This is a genomic window from Pantoea sp. UBA6567 (assembly GCF_002434165.1).
In the GTDB taxonomy this organism is placed as follows: domain Bacteria; phylum Pseudomonadota; class Gammaproteobacteria; order Enterobacterales; family Enterobacteriaceae; genus Pantoea; species Pantoea eucrina.
This window is the reverse complement of the sequence record NZ_DJJN01000008.1, coordinates 24,081-41,626: the sequence shown is the minus strand read 5'-3', so window position 1 is coordinate 41,626 and position 17,546 is coordinate 24,081. Positions and strand designations below refer to the sequence as shown.

Genomic DNA, 17,546 nt, shown 5'->3' with positions numbered 1-17,546 from the left:
AGCAGAGAGAGAAAACTATGTTTGGTAAAGGCGGATTGGGCAACCTGATGAAACAGGCCCAGCAGATGCAGGATAAAATGGCCAAGGTTCAGGAAGAGATCGCCGCGCTGGAAGTTACGGGCGAATCGGGTGCGGGTCTGGTTAAAGTAACCATCAACGGCGCGCACAACTGCCGTCGCGTGGAAGTCGATCCCAGCCTGCTGGAAGATGACAAAGATATGCTGGAAGATTTGATTGCTGCAGCCTTTAACGATGCGGCGCGTCGCATCGATGAGACGCAGAAAGAGAAGATGGCTTCTGTCTCTTCCGGTATGCAGCTGCCGCCTGGCTTCAAGATGCCGTTCTGATGCAGACCAGTCCACTGCTTGAAACCTTAATGGAGTCACTGCGCTGTCTGCCGGGTGTAGGCCCGAAGTCAGCGCAGCGCATGGCGTTTCACCTGTTGCAACGCGATCGCAGCGGTGGCATGCGTCTGGCTCAGGCGCTGACGCGCGCGATGTCGGAAATCGGCCACTGTGCCGATTGCCGCACCTTCACCGAACAGGAGATCTGCACCATCTGCGCTAACGCCCGTCGGCAGCAGAACGGGCAGATTTGCGTGGTGGAAAGCCCGGCAGATATTCACGCCATTGAGCAGACCGGCCAGTTTGGCGGACGCTACTTTGTGCTGATGGGACATCTGTCGCCGCTGGATGGGATTGGTCCGCAGGATATCGGGCTCGATCGCCTGGAGCAGCGTCTGGAACATGAGACGCTGCAGGAGGTGATCCTGGCGACCAACCCCACGGTAGAGGGTGAAGCGACCGCCAACTATATCGCTGAGCTGTGCGGTCAGTATGGCGTTGACGCCAGCCGTATTGCACACGGTGTGCCGGTAGGTGGTGAGCTGGAGATGGTTGATGGCACCACGCTGTCGCACTCTCTTGCCGGGCGTCATAAGATTAAATTCTAAGCACTCGCCGGTTTCATTCACTGAAACCGGCTTGAAAATTTTCCCGCCATCCCCATCTCTTCCTCAACGTTCGATCAACCCCGATTCTGTTGAGGTAGCAATGACCATGAAAGGACAAGAGACGCGTGGCTTCCAGTCAGAGGTAAAACAACTTCTGCACCTGATGATCCATTCCCTCTATTCAAACAAAGAGATTTTCCTGCGTGAACTGATCTCCAACGCCTCTGATGCCGCTGATAAGCTGCGCTTCCGCGCGCTTTCCACTCCGGATCTCTATGAAGGCGACGGCGAGCTGCGCGTGCGTATCTCGGTCGACAAGGAGAAACGGACGCTGACGCTGAGCGACAACGGTATCGGTATGCGTCGCGATGAGGTAATTGAAAACCTCGGTACTATCGCTAAATCAGGCACCAAAGCGTTCCTGGAGTCTATGGGCTCTGACCAGGCGAAAGACAGCCAGCTGATTGGCCAGTTTGGTGTGGGTTTCTACTCCGCCTTTATCGTTGCTGACAAAGTGACCGTGCGCACCCGCGCTGCCGGCGCACAGGCCAGCGAGGGCGTGTTCTGGGAGTCAGAAGGCGAGGGCGAATATACCCTGGCAGAAATCGAAAAAGCCGATCGCGGCACCGAGATCACGCTGCATTTCCGCGCAGGGGAAGATGATTTCCTTGACGCCTGGCGCGTGCGTAACGTCATCAGCAAATATTCCGATCACATCGCACTGCCGGTAGAGATCGAAACCAAAGATGAAGAGAACGACACCGTAACCTGGGAGAAGGTCAACAAAGCCCAGGCGCTGTGGACGCGTAATAAAGCGGAGATCAGCGACGACGAGTACAACGAGTTCTACAAGCACATTGCACATGACTTCAGCGATCCGGCTATCTGGAGCCATAATCGCGTGGAAGGCAAGCAGGAGTACACCAGCCTGCTCTACATCCCGCAGCGTGCTCCGTTCGATATGTGGAACCGCGACAGCAAGCATGGCCTCAAGCTTTATGTACAGCGCGTGTTTATTATGGATGACGCTGAGCAATTCATGCCGAACTACCTGCGCTTTGTGCGCGGTCTGATTGACTCTAACGATCTGCCGCTTAACGTCTCACGTGAAATTCTGCAGGACAGCCGTGTCACCCAGAGCCTGCGCGCCGCGCTGACTAAGCGCAGCCTGCAGATGCTGGAAAAACTGGCAAAAGATGATGCAGAGAAGTATCAGCAGTTCTGGAAAGAGTTTGGTCTGGTACTGAAAGAGGGACCGGCAGAAGATAGCGCCAATCAGCAGGCGATTGCTAAACTGCTGCGTTTTGCCACCACGCAGAGCGAAGGCAGCGAGCAGAGCGTATCGCTGGATGACTACCTGAGCCGCATGGTTGAAGGTCAGGAGAAGATCTATTACATCACGGCGGACAGCTATGCCGCGGCGAAAAGCAGCCCGCATCTGGAGCTGTTCCGCAAAAAAGGCATTGAGGTACTGCTGCTCTCCGATCGTATCGATGAGTGGATGATGAGTTATCTCACCGAGTTCGAAGGTAAAACGTTCCAGTCAGTAAGCAAAGCTGATGAGTCGCTGAGCAAGCTGGCAGATGAAGAGACCGAAGAGCAGAAAGAAGCGGAAAAAGCGCTGGAGCCGTTTGTTGAGCGCGTGAAAACGCTGCTGGGCGAGCGCGTTAAAGAGGTGCGACTGACGCATCGTCTGACCGATACGCCTGCTATCGTCACCACTGATGCTAACGAAATGACCACCCAGATGGCGAAGCTGTTTGCCGCCGCCGGTCAGGATGTTCCGGAAGTGAAATATATCTTTGAGATCAATCCGGAGCATGGCCTGGTGAAACGCGTAGCGGATACCCAGGATGAGGCGCGCTTTGCCGAATGGGTTGAACTGCTGCTGGATCAGGCGCTGCTGGCTGAGCGCGGTACGCTGGACGATCCTAACCAGTTTATCCGCCGCATGAACCAGCTGCTGACGGCGTAACGCCGCACAGCGCGAAGCGAATAAAACAGCTAAGGGCGCCATTAATGGCGCCCTTTTTTATGGCGTCAGCACTGCGCCTGCTCGCTGAGCCATGCGCGAAACAGACGGATCTCTGCATTCTGCTCGCGCGAGCGTTTGGCCATCATCCAGGTCGCGCGATCGATGCGCACAAAGCCCAGCGGCGCAATCAGCGCGCCCGCTTCCAGCTCCTGCTGCACCAGCAGTCGCGGGGCCATAATGATCCCCAGACCGCTTCTGGCGGCCTGAATAGCCAGCATCAGATTATCAAAGTGTTTGCCACGCCAGAAATCACCGCGTGCGCCGCTGTTTTTTGCCCACTCAGCCCAGGCGTGCAGCCGGGTATCCGCATGCAGCAGCGGCAGCGTTTGCAGATCGCGCGCGCTCTGCAGGCGTTCGGCGTAGTGGGGCGCACAGAGCGGCCCAATCGCGTCATCGCTGATAAGCGTGGCTTCAATATCATCATCGGGCTGCTGCTCATAACTCAGGATCAGCACATCGGTGTGTTCACTGCGCAGCTGATCGATCTCAACCAGTGACTGAAACTGCACGTCGATATCCGGGTAGCGCTGATAGAAACTGCTGATACGCGGGATCAGCCACTGAGAGAGAAAGCTGGGCGCACAGGAAACAGAGAGGTGATGCCGCATACCGGTACGTATGCTTTCGCAGCTGGTGGCGAGTTCGCTGAACGCTTTCTGACAGCTGACCAGCAGGCGTTCGCCATGCGAGGTGAGTTTGACGCGTCCGTTAGTGCGTACAAACAGCGGTTTGCCCATCCAGCTCTCCAGCTGGCGCACCTGATGGCTGACGGCGCTGTGGGTGACATGCAGGGTTTCCGCTGCCGTACTGAAACTGCTGTGCAGCGCTGCCTGATGAAAATAGCGCAGCGCCCGTAGTGACGGAAGCGCGGTCATACTCGTCCCTTGTGTAAAAACCTAACAGGGATTGTCAGTTTATATCATTTTAATGTCCAGCCGCATTGCCCTAACCTCTGCTCCAGATTCTGGCAGGTTGACGGGACGGGCTGGCTATGTATCAGCCACGCGTTTTATCTGCCGGAAAGCACCACTTCGCAGCTAATACAGGGAAACGTTACGCGATGGCCTCACAAAACGCCTCTGCCAGGGCGGCGATATGCGATCGGCTGCGCAGCCAGCTATCCCGCTACTACCGGCTGGAAAATTACGATCTCTTCTTTGCGCCCACGCTGCATATTGCGCGGGTGGTGCTCTCTCAGCTTTTTTTACGCCAGGAGCAGGCGCGTAATCAGACACGCTACGCCTCGCACCATCCGGTCAGCGAGCTGAGCGTACTGCCCGCCGTCCCGATGATGGCGGGAAATATCGCCCTGATAGAGCATGTGGATCTGGCGGAAGGGCGGGTGCGCTCGCTCGACGCCTGCCAGAGTCAGGGCGTGACCGACGCTTCCGGGTCGTTTGCCAGCGCGCTGCACAAAACGCTGATTGCCGGCTCCCATCTGTTTGTCGCACACCTGAACCACCATGCAGCGCTGAGCGACGATCTGGTACTGATTGCGCTGCGCACGACAAAATTCAGCACGCTGGTGCGCAGCGAACTGCGGCTGATAGAGCAGGGGCTGGCGCTGGGAAGCGCGCCGCAGCAGGCGCTGACGATGATGGAGAGCGCTGAGTGGAAGCCGTTTAATATCGCCATGGTTGACCGGTTTGCGCTCGAAACGCCGCTACCGCTCGCCTCACTGCAGCAGCCCGGTTTGCCATTTGCCCTGATTGATCTGCCGCCGGCGCTGCATAATGTTACCCTGCCGCCGGAGATCCGGCGGCTGCCCGGACGTTTGCTGATCCCGGCCAGCCTGCGCGGCAGCGGCAGCAAACATACAAACGTCACCGCGACGCTGAAAAAGCAGCTGAAAGCGTTGTTGCTGCGTAGCCTGAATTCCTAAAATCAATCCCTCAGCTGGCGCTTCATCCCAAAGCAGGTCACAGTAGGCGGGCCAGTGATAGCGTGCCCGTTGCCTTGTGGCTGGCGGGTCATAATGGTATGTTCTTGGCCTTCATAGATTGATCAATGCGATTCGCAAGGGGAATTACGCAATGCGTATTATTCTGCTCGGGGCACCGGGCGCAGGTAAAGGCACTCAGGCTCAGTATATTATGGAGAACTACGGTATTCCGCAGATCTCTACCGGTGACATGCTGCGCGCCGCAGTAAAAGCAGGCACCGAACTGGGCCAGCAGGCGAAAGCCATCATGGATGCCGGTAAACTGGTGACTGATGAACTGGTGATTGCGCTGGTTAAAGAGCGTATCGCGCAGGAAGACTGCAAAAACGGCTTCCTGCTCGATGGCTTCCCACGCACCATCCCGCAGGCTGACGCCATGAAAGAAGCGGGCATCAAAGTCGATTACGTGCTGGAATTTGCCGTGCCGGACGAGCTGATCGTCGATCGCATTGTGGGCCGTCGCGTGCACGCGCCTTCTGGCCGCGTGTACCACATCAAAAACAAGCCACCAAAAGTGGAAGGTAAAGATGATGTGACCGGTGAAGAGCTGACCACGCGTAAAGACGATCAGGAAGAGACCGTGCGTAAGCGCCTGGTTGAGTATCATGAGCTGACAGCGCCCCTGATCGCTTACTACAGCAAAGAAGCGGAAGCGGGTAATACCGCCTATCACAAAATTGACGGCACCCGCCCGGTGGCTGACGTCAGTGAAGAACTGCGCCGTATCCTCGGCTAAGTACCAAAAGGGCCGGATGCCTGGCCCTTTTACAGCAATTGCTTTTCCCGCCCGTGATTTCCGCTACAATTTCCCCCGATTCACCACTCTTCGTTGCGATATCAAGGAAACAGAATGAGGCAAGATAAGCCCGGTGTTCTGCTGGTTAACTTAGGCACACCTGAAGCACCTACCACCCCGGCGGTGAAACGCTATCTGAAGCAGTTCCTCGGCGATCCGCGCGTGGTTGATACGCCGCGCTGGCTATGGTGGCCCATCCTTAATTTTATTATTCTGCCGTTTCGTTCGCCGCGCGTGTCGAAACTCTACGCCTCCGTCTGGATGGAAGAGGGATCGCCGCTGATGGTATTCAGCAAGCGGCAGCGTGCCGCGCTGGCGCAGCGCGTGGACATGCCGGTCGAGCTGGGCATGAGCTATGGTCAGCCGAGCCTGGACGGAGCGGTACATCGCCTGCTGGATCAGGGCGTCACGCACCTGATTGTGCTGCCGCTCTATCCGCAGTTCTCCTGCTCTACCGTTGCCGCCGTGTGGGATGGCCTGGCCAGCAGCTTTAAACCGCTGCGCTCGCTGCCGCAGGTCTCCTTTATTCGCGACTATGCTGAGCATCCGGCTTACATTGCCGCGCTGAAAGCCTCCGTTGAGCGCTCATTTGCCCGCCACGGCGAGCCGGATCTGCTGGTGCTCTCTTACCACGGCATTCCGCAGCGTTTCGCCAATGAAGGCGATGATTATCCGCAGCGCTGTAAAGATACCACCGCCGCACTGGCGGCGGCGCTGAACATTGCTCCTGAAAAAATCATGATGACCTTCCAGTCGCGCTTTGGGCGTGAACCGTGGCTGATGCCCTACACCGATGAGACCATGAAAAGTCTGCCGGCCAAAGGCATTAAGCATGTGCAGGTCATGAGCCCCGGCTTTGCGGCGGACTGTCTGGAAACGCTGGAGGAGATCAGCGGTGAAAACTGCGAAATTTTCCTGCATGCAGGCGGCGAAAAATTTGAATATATTCCCGCGCTTAACGCCGATGACGAGCACATTGAGATGATGGTACAGCTGGTCAACGCGCGCCGCTAAGCGCATCAGGCAGAGAGTATGATATGCTTCTCTGCCTGATTTTCCCTGATGACTGCTTTTCATGAAATTTCCCGGCAAACGTAAATCCAAACACTATTTTCCCGTCAACGCGCGCGATCCGCTGCTGCAGGCTATTCAGCAGGAGCAGGAGGAGGGCAGCTGGGTGGTGGGTATCGACCAGACGCTGGTGGATATCGAAGCCAAAGTTGATGACGCGTTCCTGCAGCGCTACGGCCTGAGTGCCGGGCATTCGCTGGTGATTGACGACGCGACGGCGGAAGCGCTCTATAACGAGCTGATGCGCGAGCAGCTGATCAGCCACCAGTTTGCCGGCGGCACCATTGGCAACACGTTGCACAACTACTCGGTGCTGGCTGACGATCGTTCCGTGCTGCTGGGCGTCATGTGCAATAACATCCAGATTGGCGGCTACGCCTATCGCTATCTCTGCAACACCTCCAGCCGTATGGATCTGAACTTCCTGCAGGGCGTGGACGGCGCGATTGGCCGCTGCTTTACCCTGATTGGCGAGCACGGTGAACGGACCTTCGCGATCAGTCCGGGGCTGATGAACCGGCTGCAGGCGGAGAGTATCCCGGAAGAGGTGATTGCCGGGGCGTCAGCGCTGGTGCTGACCTCCTATCTGGTACGCTGCCAGCCTGGTGAACCGATGCCGGACGCCACGCTGCGCGCCATTGCGTATGCGAAAAAGCATAATGTGCCGGTGGTGTTAACGCTGGGTACAAAATATGTCATTCAGGATAACCCGCAGTTCTGGCGTGATTTCCTGCGCGATCACGTCTCTATTGTCGCGATGAACGAAGAAGAAGCGTTTGCGCTGACCGGTGAACAGGATCCGCTGCTGGCAGCTGATATGGCGCTGGAGTGGGTCGATCTGGTGCTCTGCACCGCCGGTCCGACCGGGCTCTACATGGCGGGCTTCACTGAAGATGAATTTAAGCGCAAAACGAATCACCCGCTGCTGCCGGGCGCGATTGCGGAATTCAACCAGTATGAGTTCAGCCGGGCGATGCGCCAGCAGGATTGTCAGCAGCCGCTGCGCATCTTCTCGCATATCGCGCCTTACATGGGCGGACCGGAAAAGATCATGAATACCAACGGGGCAGGGGACGGGGCGCTGGCAGCGCTGCTGCACGATATCACGGCGAACAACTTCCATCGCCTCAAAGTCCCCAACTCCAGCAAACATGCGCGTGAATATCTGACCTACTCCTCGCTGGCGCAGGTGTGCAAATATGCTAACCGCGTGAGTTATCAGGTGCTGAACCAGCATTCACCGCGCCTGACGCGCGGCCTGCCGGAGCGGGAAGATAGCCTGGAAGAGTCTTACTGGGACAGATAAGCGCGCAGTAAAAAGGGGCGCATCAGTGCGCCCCTGCAGTCAGCGATCCCCGATCAAATCGGGCATTCGCGGGAGATCGGCTCAACGGCGATCTCCTTTTTCAGCACATTGAGCATGCTGCTGGCAATTTCACGCTCGCCCATCACGACCTGATTAGCGCCGCGATCCATAATATAGGCGACTTCGTCGTCATAGTGCGCACGGGCGATAATCTCAATATCCTTGCGCTTCTCACGTGCGGCCACCACCACTTCACCCGCTTCATAGCCATTCGGAATGGTCAGCAGCAGCCAGCGGGCGCAGTCAAGCCGTGCCAGCTCCATGGTCTCTGCGCGTGCTGCATTGCCCAGCACCGCTCTGATACCCTGTTCACGCAGCGCTTCAACGCGCGGGCGGGAGTTTTCCACCACCACCAGCGGGATATCTGCTTCCAGCAGCTGCTGCCCCAGCAGGCTGCCGACGCGTCCATAACCCACAATCACCGCGTGATTACAGATATCTACCGGGATCTGTTTCTCTTCCGCCATCGCCTCTTCCAGCGTCTGCTCCTCAGCGGTTTCAGTTTTATCCAGATAGCGCTCCAGCAGCGAGAAGAGGATAGGATTCAGCATAATGGAGAGAATAGCCGCCGCCAGCACCAGGTTGCGCCCCTCTTCGCTGAGCAGATCGAGTGAAATGCCGAGGCCGGCGAGAATAAAGGCAAACTCACCAATCTGCGCCAGACTGACCGAAATGGTCAGGGCGGTACGGCGTGAGTGCCCCAGCAGAGTGACCAGCGCCCAGGCGGCGATTGATTTACCCAGCACCACGATGGCGAGCGCGCCCAGTACCGCCAGCGGCTGTTCAATCAGGATCATCGGGTTAAACAGCATGCCGACCGATACAAAGAACAGTACGGCAAAGGCGTCGCGCAGTGGGAGCGTGTCGCGCGCCGCGCGGTGGCTCAGCTCAGATTCGTTCAGCACCATGCCGGCGAAGAAGGCGCCAAGGGCAAAGGAGACATCAAAGAACTCTACGGCACCAAAGGCGATACCGAGCGCCAGCGCCAGCACCGATAGAGTAAAGAGTTCACGCGAGCCGGTAGCCGCGCTTTTTGCCAGGATCCACGGGATAACGCGGCGGCCTACCACCATCATCAGCACCATAAAGGCGGCCACTTTACCGATGGTCAGCAGCAGATCCCATGCCAGCAGGGTCGGACTGGCGTTACCCTGTTCCAGCATGCCGGCGATGGCAGGCAGCAGCACCAGCGTCAGCACCATCACCAGGTCTTCCACAATCAGCCAGCCGATCGCAATCTGGCCGCGCTGGCTGTCAATCAGCTGTCGCTCCTCCAGCGCCCGCAGCAGCACTACGGTACTGGCCGTAGAGAGGCACAGGCCAAACACCAGGCCAGTCATCCATGACCAGCCCATGGTCCAGGAGAGCCCCATTCCCAGCAGCGTCGCCACCGCGATTTGCGCCACGGCGCCGGGAATGGCGATCGACTTTACCGCCATCAGATCTTTCAGTGAGAAGTGCAGTCCGACGCCAAACATCAGCAGAATGACGCCCAGCTCTGCCAGTTCAGGTGCCAGATTCGTATCCGCAACAAAGCCTGGCGTAAAAGGGCCCGCAACCACGCCGGCAACCAGATAGCCCACCAGCGGAGAGATGCGCAGGCGATTGGCCAGCATGCCAAGGAGAAACGCGAGGACCAGGCCCCCGACAATAGTGGTGATCAACGGTGTGGTGTGATGCATGCCTGTCTCCTTGTGTGCAAATGTGTCCGCTTGTAACAATCAAGTGTAATGCAAATCCTGCTGCAGCGTTTAGACATTTGCGGGATGAAAGCTGAATAAACTGAAAAAATGCGATAAAAAACGTGCCGAAGCGCTATTTTCAGCAGTTATCCTGGCGTGCAGGTAGTGATAATGCATTACAGCAGCGTTAAAAAGCGCAGCATCCCCCGACGGGCCCAGCCGGCGAGAGCAGATGAAAATAGCAGCGGGTACTGCCTTTCAGCTTGAGTTAAGCAGGGAACTGTGCGACACAGAGGGCAGAAATCTGTCAGGTCCACGATGCAGTGGAAAAAAACGAACAAGGAGAGCGTTGTGTTGTTACTTACCCCGAAAAAGCGCTGGCTGGCGCTGCTGGTTTTGCTGGTGCCGATGCTGGCGCAGGCGTGGCAAACCGATCGCAGCTATCGCTTCAGCATCCTGCATACCAACGATCATCATGGCCATTTCTGGAGTAACGCGCAGGGTGAGTATGGGCTGGCAGCACAAAAGAGCCTGATGGACCAGCAGCGTTATGATGTCCAGGCGCGCGGAGGGGGTGCGCTCATCCTCTCCGCCGGGGATATCAATACCGGCGTGCCGGAGTCAGATGTGCTGAACGCAGAGCCTGACATTCGCGGCATGAATCTGGTGGGTTATGACGCTATGGCGCTGGGAAACCACGAATTTGACAAGCCTCTGAGCGTGCTGGAACAGCAGAAAAAGTGGGCGCGTTTTCCCTTTCTCGCGGCGAATATCTATCAAAAAGGCAGCGATCGGCGGCTGTTTTCGCCCTGGGCCATATTTAACCGTATGGGCCTGAAAATAGCGGTTATCGGGCTGACCACTACGGATACGCTGCGTATTACCAACCCGGAAAATGTCGCAGAGCTTGAGATCCGCGATCCGGTCAAAGAGACGCTGAAAGCGGTAGCGGAGCTGCGCGCCACGGAAAAGCCTGATGTGATCATCGCGCTGACGCATATGGGACATTATGACGACGGTCAGCACGGCAGTAACGCACCGGGCGACGTTGAGCTGGCGCGCAGCCTGCCGCCCGGCACCCTGAGTGTTATCGTGGGCGGTCACTCGCACGATGCCGTCTGTATGGCGCAGGCTAACCGCAGCGTGCCGGATTATCAGCCAGGCCAGCCCTGCCAGCCCGATCGGCAGAATGGCGTCTGGATCATGCAGGCTAAAGAGTGGGGCAAATATGTGGGTCGCGGCGATTTTACCTTTCGCAATGGTGAGCTGACGCTGGAAAATTATCAGCTCATCCCGGTTAACCTGAAGCATAAAGTCACCAACCAGGATGGCAGCGAAACCTGGCTGCCTTATCAGGAGCCGATTGTACCCAATACCGCGATGATGAAGCTGCTGACCCCTTTCCAGCTGCGCGCCGGTAAACAGCTGGATGTCGCCGTTGGCCGCAGTGACGGGCTGTTTGTCGGCGAGCGCAATAAAGTCCGCTTTGAGCAGACCAATCTGGCGCAGCTGATCCTGCGAGCGCAGATGGCCGCGACCAAAGCGGATGTGGCGGTGATCAGCGGCGGCGGCATCCGCACATCGCTTTCGGCAGGCGAGCTGCGCCTGCGCGATCTGCTGCAGGTGCAGCCGTTTGGCAATCAGGTGGTGTCGGTCACGCTGAGCGGTGAGGAACTGCAGGACTATCTTGCCCGCGTGGCGAATATCAAAACTAACTCCGGCGGCTTTGCTCAGTTAGCCGGCGTCAGCCTGGTGGCCGATGGTAAATCAGTCAGTGATGTCAAAATCAACGGGAAGCCGCTGGAGAAGAAGAAGACCTATCGCCTCGCCACTAACAGCTTTAACGCCAGCGGCGGCGACGGCTATCCGCCGCTGACGGCGCGCGCGGGCTACCGCAACAGCGGTCTGCGCGATGCTGACGTGCTGCGCGACTATATTACTCAGCATTCACCGCTAAAAATCGCTGATTTTGTGCCGCCAGCCGTCGTGCATCTGACCGACGAGCAGGTACGCGAGCGTGACAAGGCGCTGGAAAAGCAGCGCAAGCGCAGCTATCCGCGTATGTTCCTGGCATGGATCTGGCCGCGCGCGGCGCAGGATTAAGCGTAACCGGCGCGCTGCTTCTGGCCGGAGGCAGCGCGCGCCCGGCATCAGGCGCGGCAGGATGGCTGCGCAAACCAGCGCAGGCGCAGCTTATCCCAGACCCAGTTGTAAACCATGGTGTAGGGCAGGAAAAACAGAAAGAATCCCACCTCCACTAAAAAGGCGTTAAGCAGCGAAATATGCAACATGCCGGCGGCGATCGGCAGGCCAATCAGGATAAATCCCCCTTCAAAACAGAGCGCATGCAGGGCACGCAGCCCCAGCCCGCGCTTCTGATGCGGCGGCCAGATGCGATCGAACAGGGTGTTATAGATCATGTTCCACAGCATCGCGACGGTAGAAAGGGCAATCGCCAGCGTGCCCATCTGGAACAGCGGCTTGTCCATAATCCATGCTGCCAGCGGCGCGATAGTCACAATAGCCAGGCCCTCAAAGCCCACGGCGTGCAGAATGCGTTCTTTCAGCGAACGGGTACGCATAAATACCTCCGGTTACGTAATAACGCGCATTTTCGCACTGCATGCATCTGAGATAAAATGAGTGTCTATCGAAAAAAACGATGGTAAACCATGAAATACTCTCCGGAATCCCTTGAGGCATTTGTCCAGACTGTTGCGAGCGGCTCTTTCTCTGCTGCTGCCCGCGCGCTGGCAAAAAGCCAGTCCACCATCAGTGCTGCCATCGCTAACCTTGAAATCGATCTAGGCTTTGCGCTGTTTGACCGTCGCGGCCGCCAGCCGGTGCTGACACCGCAGGGTGAACGCGCGCTGGCTCAGGTGCAGCAGATCCTGGCCGCCAGTCAGCGGCTGGATGAACTGGCGCTGCGCCTGTCGCAGGGTGTGGAGCCGCGCCTGAGTCTGGCCATTTCCGATTTCTGGCAGGCCGATCATCATGAACATCTGCTGACGCGGTTTGATGCCCGCTACCCCGATATCGACTTTGAATGCATGATTGCAGAGGATGAGGATGTACTGGATCTGCTGCAGGCGGGGCGGGTGCACCTGGGCGTGGTCCGCACTCAGCCTGCGCTGCCGCCCGATCTGGCGGTCGCCCGGCTGCAGGTGGAGGCGCAGATGGCGATCTTTCTGCATCAGGATCACGCGCTGTCGCAGCTGGCTCAGGTGAGTGAGGCGCAGCTCAGCGAGCTGCGGCAGCTGCGGCTGAACACCTGGGTACAGACGCGCGGACCACTGCCAGCCGCCGGACGAACCTGGTCAGCGCCGACGTATCTGCTGCTGCTGGAGATGGCGGAGCAGGGGTTTGGCTGGAGCGTACTGCCGCGCTGGCTGGTGGATCAGTTTGGTCATCAGGTCCTGAAAGAGCTATGCGTTCCCGGCTGGCCGCAGCATATTGCGGTAGATGTGGTCTGGTCGCGACGTAATCCGCCCGGCCCGGCCGGGCGCTGGATGATCGATCAGCTTTGCGCGCAGCAGCCCGATTAATCGCAGCGTGCCACGTCGGCCAGTGTGGCATTCAGCAGCCGCGCCAGATCCTCTGCAGCCAGTTCAATGTCGAGGCCGCGTTTACCGCCAGAGATAAATATGGTGGCAAACTCTGCGGCCTGCCGATCGATCACCGTTGGCAGGCGCTTTTTCTGACCCAGCGGACTGATGCCGCCCAGCAGGTAGCCGGTAACGCGCTGCGCCAGCTGCGGATCGGCCATTTCTGCTCGCCTGGCGCCCAGCGCTTTCGCCACTTTTTTCAGGTCGAGCTGGGATGCAACCGGCGTAACCGCCACCGCCAGCGCTTTCGCATCGCCGTTCAGCGCGACCAGCAGCGTTTTAAAGACCTGGCGCGCATCAAGGTTGAGCTTGCGCACCGCTTCATCGCCAAAATGCGTTTCATGGCTGTCATGCTCATAGGGGTGCAGCGTAAACGCCACGCCGTTTTTTTCCAGAAGTTTGACTGCAGGGGTCATCATTAATCCTTACGACAAAAATTCTTCTCAAAGATTGCGCTAATAACAGTGGCGAAAATCTGAACTTTGCGCGAGAATTGTCCCGCGCCACTCACCCTGGCGATAACCAAAATCATAAACAAATTCCTCTTTGACAGGTCGATAGTGATATCGGCCTTCTTTTTTTGTCTTATCCTTCGGCCACTCCTGAGCAGCGCAGGTGTCGCGTTACGGCTGCTTCTGTTTCAGCAGGCCGGGCAGATTATCATCGCCATAGAGATGCAGCGCGCCGACGGCCACCAGATAGCGACCCGATGGCAGCGCCAGCAGCTGTTCGCGCCATTGCTGATTGCGGTTACGCATCAGCGTGTCGCTCAGCTCACTGCCAAAGGTCGCGGGCAGCGCTACCGGCTGCTGCGCGGGCGGCGCTTCAAGCCACCAGCTGATCATCGTCTGCAGCAGCCGCGCATTGGTATGCCAGTGCTCAAGCGTATCCACCAGCAGCGCCCGACCCTCCTGCGGCAGGGATTTCAGCAGCGCGATCTGCGTCTCCGGCCCTTCCAGCTCAATGATCGGCTTGCCCGCTGCCTTTGCGGCCTGCAGCAGCTGATAATCGATACCATACTCCGGACGCAGTCCGAGCCGCTGCGCCTGGTGCGCCTGCAGCATCAGCGCTATCTGCCAGCAGGGCAGGGTATCAAAGAGGTCACTCTCCAGCCCCAGATCCTTACAGAGCGCCTGCAGCCGCGTCAGCGTGGCGCTCTCCAGCCGGGTGTGCAGCGGCGGCAAATCTGCGGTATCCGCAAAAGGAGAGCCGCCGCGCGTGATGTCCGCTTCAACAATCAGCGCATCCGCTTTCTGCAGCTGACGCAGCAGGCCGGCTGGCAGAGGCTGCATGTTGCGTGTGCCCATATGGATACTACCGGTCAGATGCAGCAGCCGGTCGCCCAGACGCATATCCATTGCCGGCCAGCGGTAGGCAGACGGAAAAAGCGCGGCGATCCGCTGCCAGAGACGTTGCCAGATAGGGCTGTTCATGTCCGCTCCTGTTACGGTTAAACCGTCATGCTAACGATTTATTTCGGCTAAAAACAGCGCGCTGGCTGCTATTACCGGTCGGGCGGAGTGAAACGCAGCAGGCGGTTTGCATTGCTGACGACGGTGATGGAAGAGAGGGCCATTGCTGCCCCCGCGACAATCGGGCTCAGCAGCAGGCCGGTAAAGGGATAGAGCACGCCCGCCGCAATCGGAATACCCAGGCTGTTATACACAAATGCGCCCAGCAGATTCTGGCGCATATTGCGCAGCGTGGCCTGCGAAATCGCCAGGGCATCCGCTACCCCATGCAGGTCGTTACGCATCAGCGTAAGCGGCGCCGTTTCGACCGCGACATCGCTGCCGCTGCCCATCGCAATACCGGTATCCGCCTGCGCTAACGCTGGCGCATCGTTAATGCCATCTCCTATCATCATCACCCGGCGCCCCTGCTGCTGCAGGCGGCTTATGGCTTCTGCTTTACCCTCTGGCAGCACGCCGGCGATCACTTCATCAATTCCCGCTTCAGCAGCGATAGCGCGGGCTGTGGCCTGATGATCGCCCGTCAGCATCACCAGCCGGTAGCCAGCCTGATGCAGCCGCTGCAGTGCCGCTTTACTCTCCGGCCGCAGATTATCGCGCAGCGCAATCAGGCCCAGCAGCTGGTGCGCGTCGGCCAGCAGCACTGGCGTAGCACCGCTTGCCGCGATGCGTTCGATATCTGCCCGGGCGGCGTCATAGTTAATCTGCTGCTCATCAAGCAGGGCCGTGTTGCCCAGCAGCAGGGTCTGACCTGCCACCTGCGCGCTCACGCCCCTGCCGCGCAGCGTCCGGAAGCGGGTGATCTCTGCTGCCGGCGGCTGCGGCGCGGCAGCGAGGATCGCGCTGGCAAGCGGATGCGTGGATCCCTGCTCCAGCTCCGCTGCGGCCTGCAGGATCTGCTGTTGATCCCGGTCAGCATAGCAGCAGATCTCGCCGATCTGCGGCGATCCCTGCGTCAGCGTACCGGTTTTATCAAACACCAGCGTGTCAGTTTCGCTGGCGTGCTGCAGCGCGTCGGCATCGCGCACCAGGATACCCAGCTCTGCCGCACGGCCGGTGCCGGCGATGATCGACATCGGCGTGGCCAGCCCCAGCGCACAGGGACAGGCGATGATCAGGACGGTAGTGATGATCACCAGCGCATAGGCGAGCTGCGGCTGTGGCCCAATCAGATACCAGGTGAGGCCGCTCAGCAGCGCAATCGCTACCACAACCGGTACGAAAACGGCAGAGATGCGATCGGCGAGGCGGCCAATCTCCGGCTTGCTGCTTTGCGCCTGACGCACCAGATTAATAATACGTGCCAGCGTGGTGTGGCTGCCGGTGGCGCTGGCGATAAAGCGCAGCGTGCCATCCTGCACCACCGTGCCGGCATAGACTTTGCTGCCAGGCGCTTTTTCCTGCGGCACGGCTTCGCCGGTCAGCATCGCTTCATCGCACCACGCCTCTCCCTGCGTGACGTCGCCATCCACCGGTACCCGATCGCCGGTGACCAGCTTCAGAGTCATACCGGCGGTGACGGCGCTCAGCGGCAGCTGCTGCTCACCCTGTTCGGTGACCACGCACGCCTGCGCCGGCGTCAGATCCAGCAGCCGCTCCAGCGCGCGCGAGGCGCGCTGACGGGCACGCTGTTCCAGCGCGTGCCCGAGGTTAATCAGGCCGATGATCATGACGCTGGCTTCAAAGTAGAGGTGGCGTGCCTGCAGCGGAAAAAATTCCGGCCACAGCGCCACGCTTATCGAATAGAGCCAGGCAGCGCCGGTGCCGAGCGCCACCAGCGTATCCATGGTGGCGGTGGCTAATCGCAGGCTGCGCCAGGCGCTGCGGTAAAAGTGGCCGCCGGCAATGATCATGACCAGCAGCGTGGCAACGCCCAGCGTACGCCACAGCGTCTGATTCTCCGGCGTCAGCATCATATGATCGCCCGCCATGCCCCAGAACATCATCGGCACGCCAAACCCCAGCGCCAGCGCCGACTGCCAGCTGAAGCGGCGCATCGCCTGCCGCGCGTTCGCCTGCTGACGCTCGCGCCGGCGCTGTTCATCCTCAATCACTTCAGCGCTGTAGCCTGCCTTGTCTACGGCGGCAATCAGCGCCGGTGCGTTAACCTCACCCAACACCAGCGCGCTGCGTTCACCGAGGTTAACGCGTGCTTCCGTGACGCCGGATACCGCGCGCAGCGCGTTCTCTACCCGGCTGACGCAGCTGGCGCAGCTCATGCCATCAATCAGCAGATGCTGTACCGGCAGCGCCGCTTCTGCCGGCTGAGAGGCCGTTGTCAGCGCCTCCGGCGGCGGCTCCTGAGCTGTCAACGGATCAGACTTTGGGGATGTTGCCTCAGGCTGCAGCATGGCGTGGTAGCCAGCCTGCTCTACGGTTGCGATCAGCTCGCTGGCGCTGGCCGTCCCGGTCACGCGTGCCTCCTGCTGCGTGACCTCCGCCTGCTCGACGTCGCTGCGCTGTTCCAGCGCCTCTTTAACCCGTTTGACACAGTGGCCGCAGGAAAGCCCCTCCAGCGCCAGCGTTTGTCTGTCTGACATGATAGTCTCCTTAGTGAACAGAGTTGACCGGCTGCACCGGTTACAGTAGTTATAAGCGTAAACCTTCCATTCGGGGGAAGGTCAA

15 protein-coding genes are annotated in these 17,546 nt (G+C 58.9%); 9 read left to right on the top strand and 6 right to left on the bottom strand.

What is annotated here, in order from left to right; genetic code table 11:
• Positions 1-17: 17 nt before the first annotated feature.
• From B4M48_RS14875 to htpG, 3 genes are all read left to right on the top strand, one after another.
• The gene (locus B4M48_RS14875) at positions 18-347 is read left to right on the top strand and encodes a YbaB/EbfC family nucleoid-associated protein (protein ID WP_031377860.1); all 330 of its coding nucleotides are present in this window, start codon (positions 18-20) and stop codon (positions 345-347) included.
• Positions 347-952: a recombination mediator RecR gene (gene recR, locus B4M48_RS14870; RefSeq protein ID WP_039383019.1), complete on the top strand. Its 606-nt coding sequence runs from the start codon at positions 347-349 to the stop codon at positions 950-952. The genes B4M48_RS14875 and recR overlap by 1 nt, the downstream gene beginning before the upstream one ends.
• Before the next feature lie 100 nt (positions 953-1,052).
• A complete protein-coding gene (gene htpG / locus B4M48_RS14865) occupies positions 1,053-2,927 on the top strand; it encodes a molecular chaperone HtpG (RefSeq protein WP_071668943.1) in 1,875 nt (624 codons plus the stop codon).
• Positions 2,928-2,992: 65 nt separating this feature from the next.
• Here htpG and B4M48_RS14860 read toward each other — a convergent pair whose 3' ends face one another.
• Positions 2,993-3,862, bottom strand: coding sequence for a LysR substrate-binding domain-containing protein (locus B4M48_RS14860; RefSeq protein WP_071668944.1), 870 nt, complete (start codon positions 3,860-3,862; stop codon positions 2,993-2,995).
• A gap of 185 nt (positions 3,863-4,047) precedes the next feature.
• On the opposite strand from B4M48_RS14860, the gene B4M48_RS14855 reads away from it, so the two are divergent.
• The 4 genes from B4M48_RS14855 to B4M48_RS14840 all read left to right on the top strand — a co-directional run bounded on the left by B4M48_RS14855 (position 4,048) and on the right by B4M48_RS14840 (position 8,102).
• Entirely contained in the window at positions 4,048-4,869 is an 822-nt protein-coding gene (locus B4M48_RS14855; RefSeq protein ID WP_071668945.1) for a DUF6024 family protein, read from the top strand.
• Positions 4,870-5,020: 151 nt separating this feature from the next.
• Positions 5,021-5,665, top strand: a complete 645-nt coding sequence (gene adk / locus B4M48_RS14850) for an adenylate kinase (protein ID WP_039383025.1) — start codon at positions 5,021-5,023, stop codon at positions 5,663-5,665.
• A gap of 114 nt (positions 5,666-5,779) precedes the next feature.
• Positions 5,780-6,739, top strand: a complete 960-nt coding sequence (gene hemH / locus B4M48_RS14845) for a ferrochelatase (protein WP_039383026.1) — start codon at positions 5,780-5,782, stop codon at positions 6,737-6,739.
• Between the two features lie 61 nt (positions 6,740-6,800).
• Positions 6,801-8,102 carry an inosine/guanosine kinase gene (locus tag B4M48_RS14840; protein WP_039383027.1) on the top strand — a complete coding sequence of 434 codons (1,302 nt, stop codon included), beginning with the start codon at positions 6,801-6,803 and terminating at the stop codon, positions 8,100-8,102.
• 53 nt (positions 8,103-8,155) lie between these two features.
• Here the strand turns inward: B4M48_RS14840 and ybaL are convergent, their stop codons facing one another.
• Positions 8,156-9,844 carry a YbaL family putative K(+) efflux transporter gene (ybaL, locus tag B4M48_RS14835; RefSeq protein ID WP_039383029.1) on the bottom strand — a complete coding sequence of 563 codons (1,689 nt, stop codon included), beginning with the start codon at positions 9,842-9,844 and terminating at the stop codon, positions 8,156-8,158.
• A gap of 354 nt (positions 9,845-10,198) precedes the next feature.
• Between ybaL and ushA the strand changes: the two genes are divergently transcribed.
• A complete protein-coding gene (gene ushA / locus B4M48_RS14830) occupies positions 10,199-11,947 on the top strand; it encodes a bifunctional UDP-sugar hydrolase/5'-nucleotidase UshA (RefSeq protein ID WP_394661995.1) in 1,749 nt (582 codons plus the stop codon).
• Between the two features lie 47 nt (positions 11,948-11,994).
• Here ushA and B4M48_RS14825 read toward each other — a convergent pair whose 3' ends face one another.
• On the bottom strand, positions 11,995-12,426 hold the full coding sequence (locus B4M48_RS14825; RefSeq protein ID WP_039383032.1) for a multidrug/biocide efflux PACE transporter: 432 nt from the start codon (positions 12,424-12,426) through the stop codon (positions 11,995-11,997).
• Between the two features lie 90 nt (positions 12,427-12,516).
• Between B4M48_RS14825 and B4M48_RS14820 the strand changes: the two genes are divergently transcribed.
• Positions 12,517-13,389 carry a LysR family transcriptional regulator gene (locus B4M48_RS14820; RefSeq protein WP_039383034.1) on the top strand — a complete coding sequence of 291 codons (873 nt, stop codon included), beginning with the start codon at positions 12,517-12,519 and terminating at the stop codon, positions 13,387-13,389.
• On the opposite strand, the gene ybaK is transcribed toward B4M48_RS14820, so the two are convergent.
• From ybaK to copA, 3 genes are all read right to left on the bottom strand, one after another.
• Positions 13,386-13,865: a Cys-tRNA(Pro)/Cys-tRNA(Cys) deacylase YbaK gene (gene ybaK / locus B4M48_RS14815; RefSeq protein WP_039383036.1), complete on the bottom strand. Its 480-nt coding sequence runs from the start codon at positions 13,863-13,865 to the stop codon at positions 13,386-13,388. The genes B4M48_RS14820 and ybaK overlap by 4 nt on opposite strands.
• 207 nt (positions 13,866-14,072) lie before the next feature.
• Positions 14,073-14,882, bottom strand: coding sequence for a TraB/GumN family protein (locus B4M48_RS14810; protein ID WP_039383039.1), 810 nt, complete (start codon positions 14,880-14,882; stop codon positions 14,073-14,075).
• 71 nt (positions 14,883-14,953) lie between these two features.
• Positions 14,954-17,461: a copper-exporting P-type ATPase CopA gene (gene copA, locus B4M48_RS14805; protein WP_104084636.1), complete on the bottom strand. Its 2,508-nt coding sequence runs from the start codon at positions 17,459-17,461 to the stop codon at positions 14,954-14,956.
• Positions 17,462-17,546 lie beyond the last annotated feature (85 nt).

Excerpts from the sequence above, each read along its gene's own strand:
- B4M48_RS14860 (WP_071668944.1), bottom strand. The coding sequence starts at position 3,862 with ATGACCGCGCTTCCGTCACTACGGGCGCTGCGCTATTTTCATCAGGCA.
- ybaK (WP_039383036.1), bottom strand. The coding sequence starts at position 13,865 with ATGACCCCTGCAGTCAAACTTCTGGAAAAAAACGGCGTGGCGTTTACG.
- B4M48_RS14855 (WP_071668945.1), top strand. The coding sequence starts at position 4,048 with ATGGCCTCACAAAACGCCTCTGCCAGGGCGGCGATATGCGATCGGCTG.
- B4M48_RS14810 (WP_039383039.1), bottom strand. The coding sequence starts at position 14,882 with ATGAACAGCCCTATCTGGCAACGTCTCTGGCAGCGGATCGCCGCGCTT.
- B4M48_RS14825 (WP_039383032.1), bottom strand. The coding sequence starts at position 12,426 with ATGCGTACCCGTTCGCTGAAAGAACGCATTCTGCACGCCGTGGGCTTT.
- hemH (WP_039383026.1), top strand. The coding sequence starts at position 5,780 with ATGAGGCAAGATAAGCCCGGTGTTCTGCTGGTTAACTTAGGCACACCT.
- B4M48_RS14820 (WP_039383034.1), top strand. The coding sequence starts at position 12,517 with ATGAAATACTCTCCGGAATCCCTTGAGGCATTTGTCCAGACTGTTGCG.
- htpG (WP_071668943.1), top strand. The coding sequence starts at position 1,053 with ATGACCATGAAAGGACAAGAGACGCGTGGCTTCCAGTCAGAGGTAAAA.
- B4M48_RS14840 (WP_039383027.1), top strand. The coding sequence starts at position 6,801 with ATGAAATTTCCCGGCAAACGTAAATCCAAACACTATTTTCCCGTCAAC.
- B4M48_RS14875 (WP_031377860.1), top strand. The coding sequence starts at position 18 with ATGTTTGGTAAAGGCGGATTGGGCAACCTGATGAAACAGGCCCAGCAG.
- copA (WP_104084636.1), bottom strand. The coding sequence starts at position 17,461 with ATGTCAGACAGACAAACGCTGGCGCTGGAGGGGCTTTCCTGCGGCCAC.
- recR (WP_039383019.1), top strand. The coding sequence starts at position 347 with ATGCAGACCAGTCCACTGCTTGAAACCTTAATGGAGTCACTGCGCTGT.
- ybaL (WP_039383029.1), bottom strand. The coding sequence starts at position 9,844 with ATGCATCACACCACACCGTTGATCACCACTATTGTCGGGGGCCTGGTC.
- adk (WP_039383025.1), top strand. The coding sequence starts at position 5,021 with ATGCGTATTATTCTGCTCGGGGCACCGGGCGCAGGTAAAGGCACTCAG.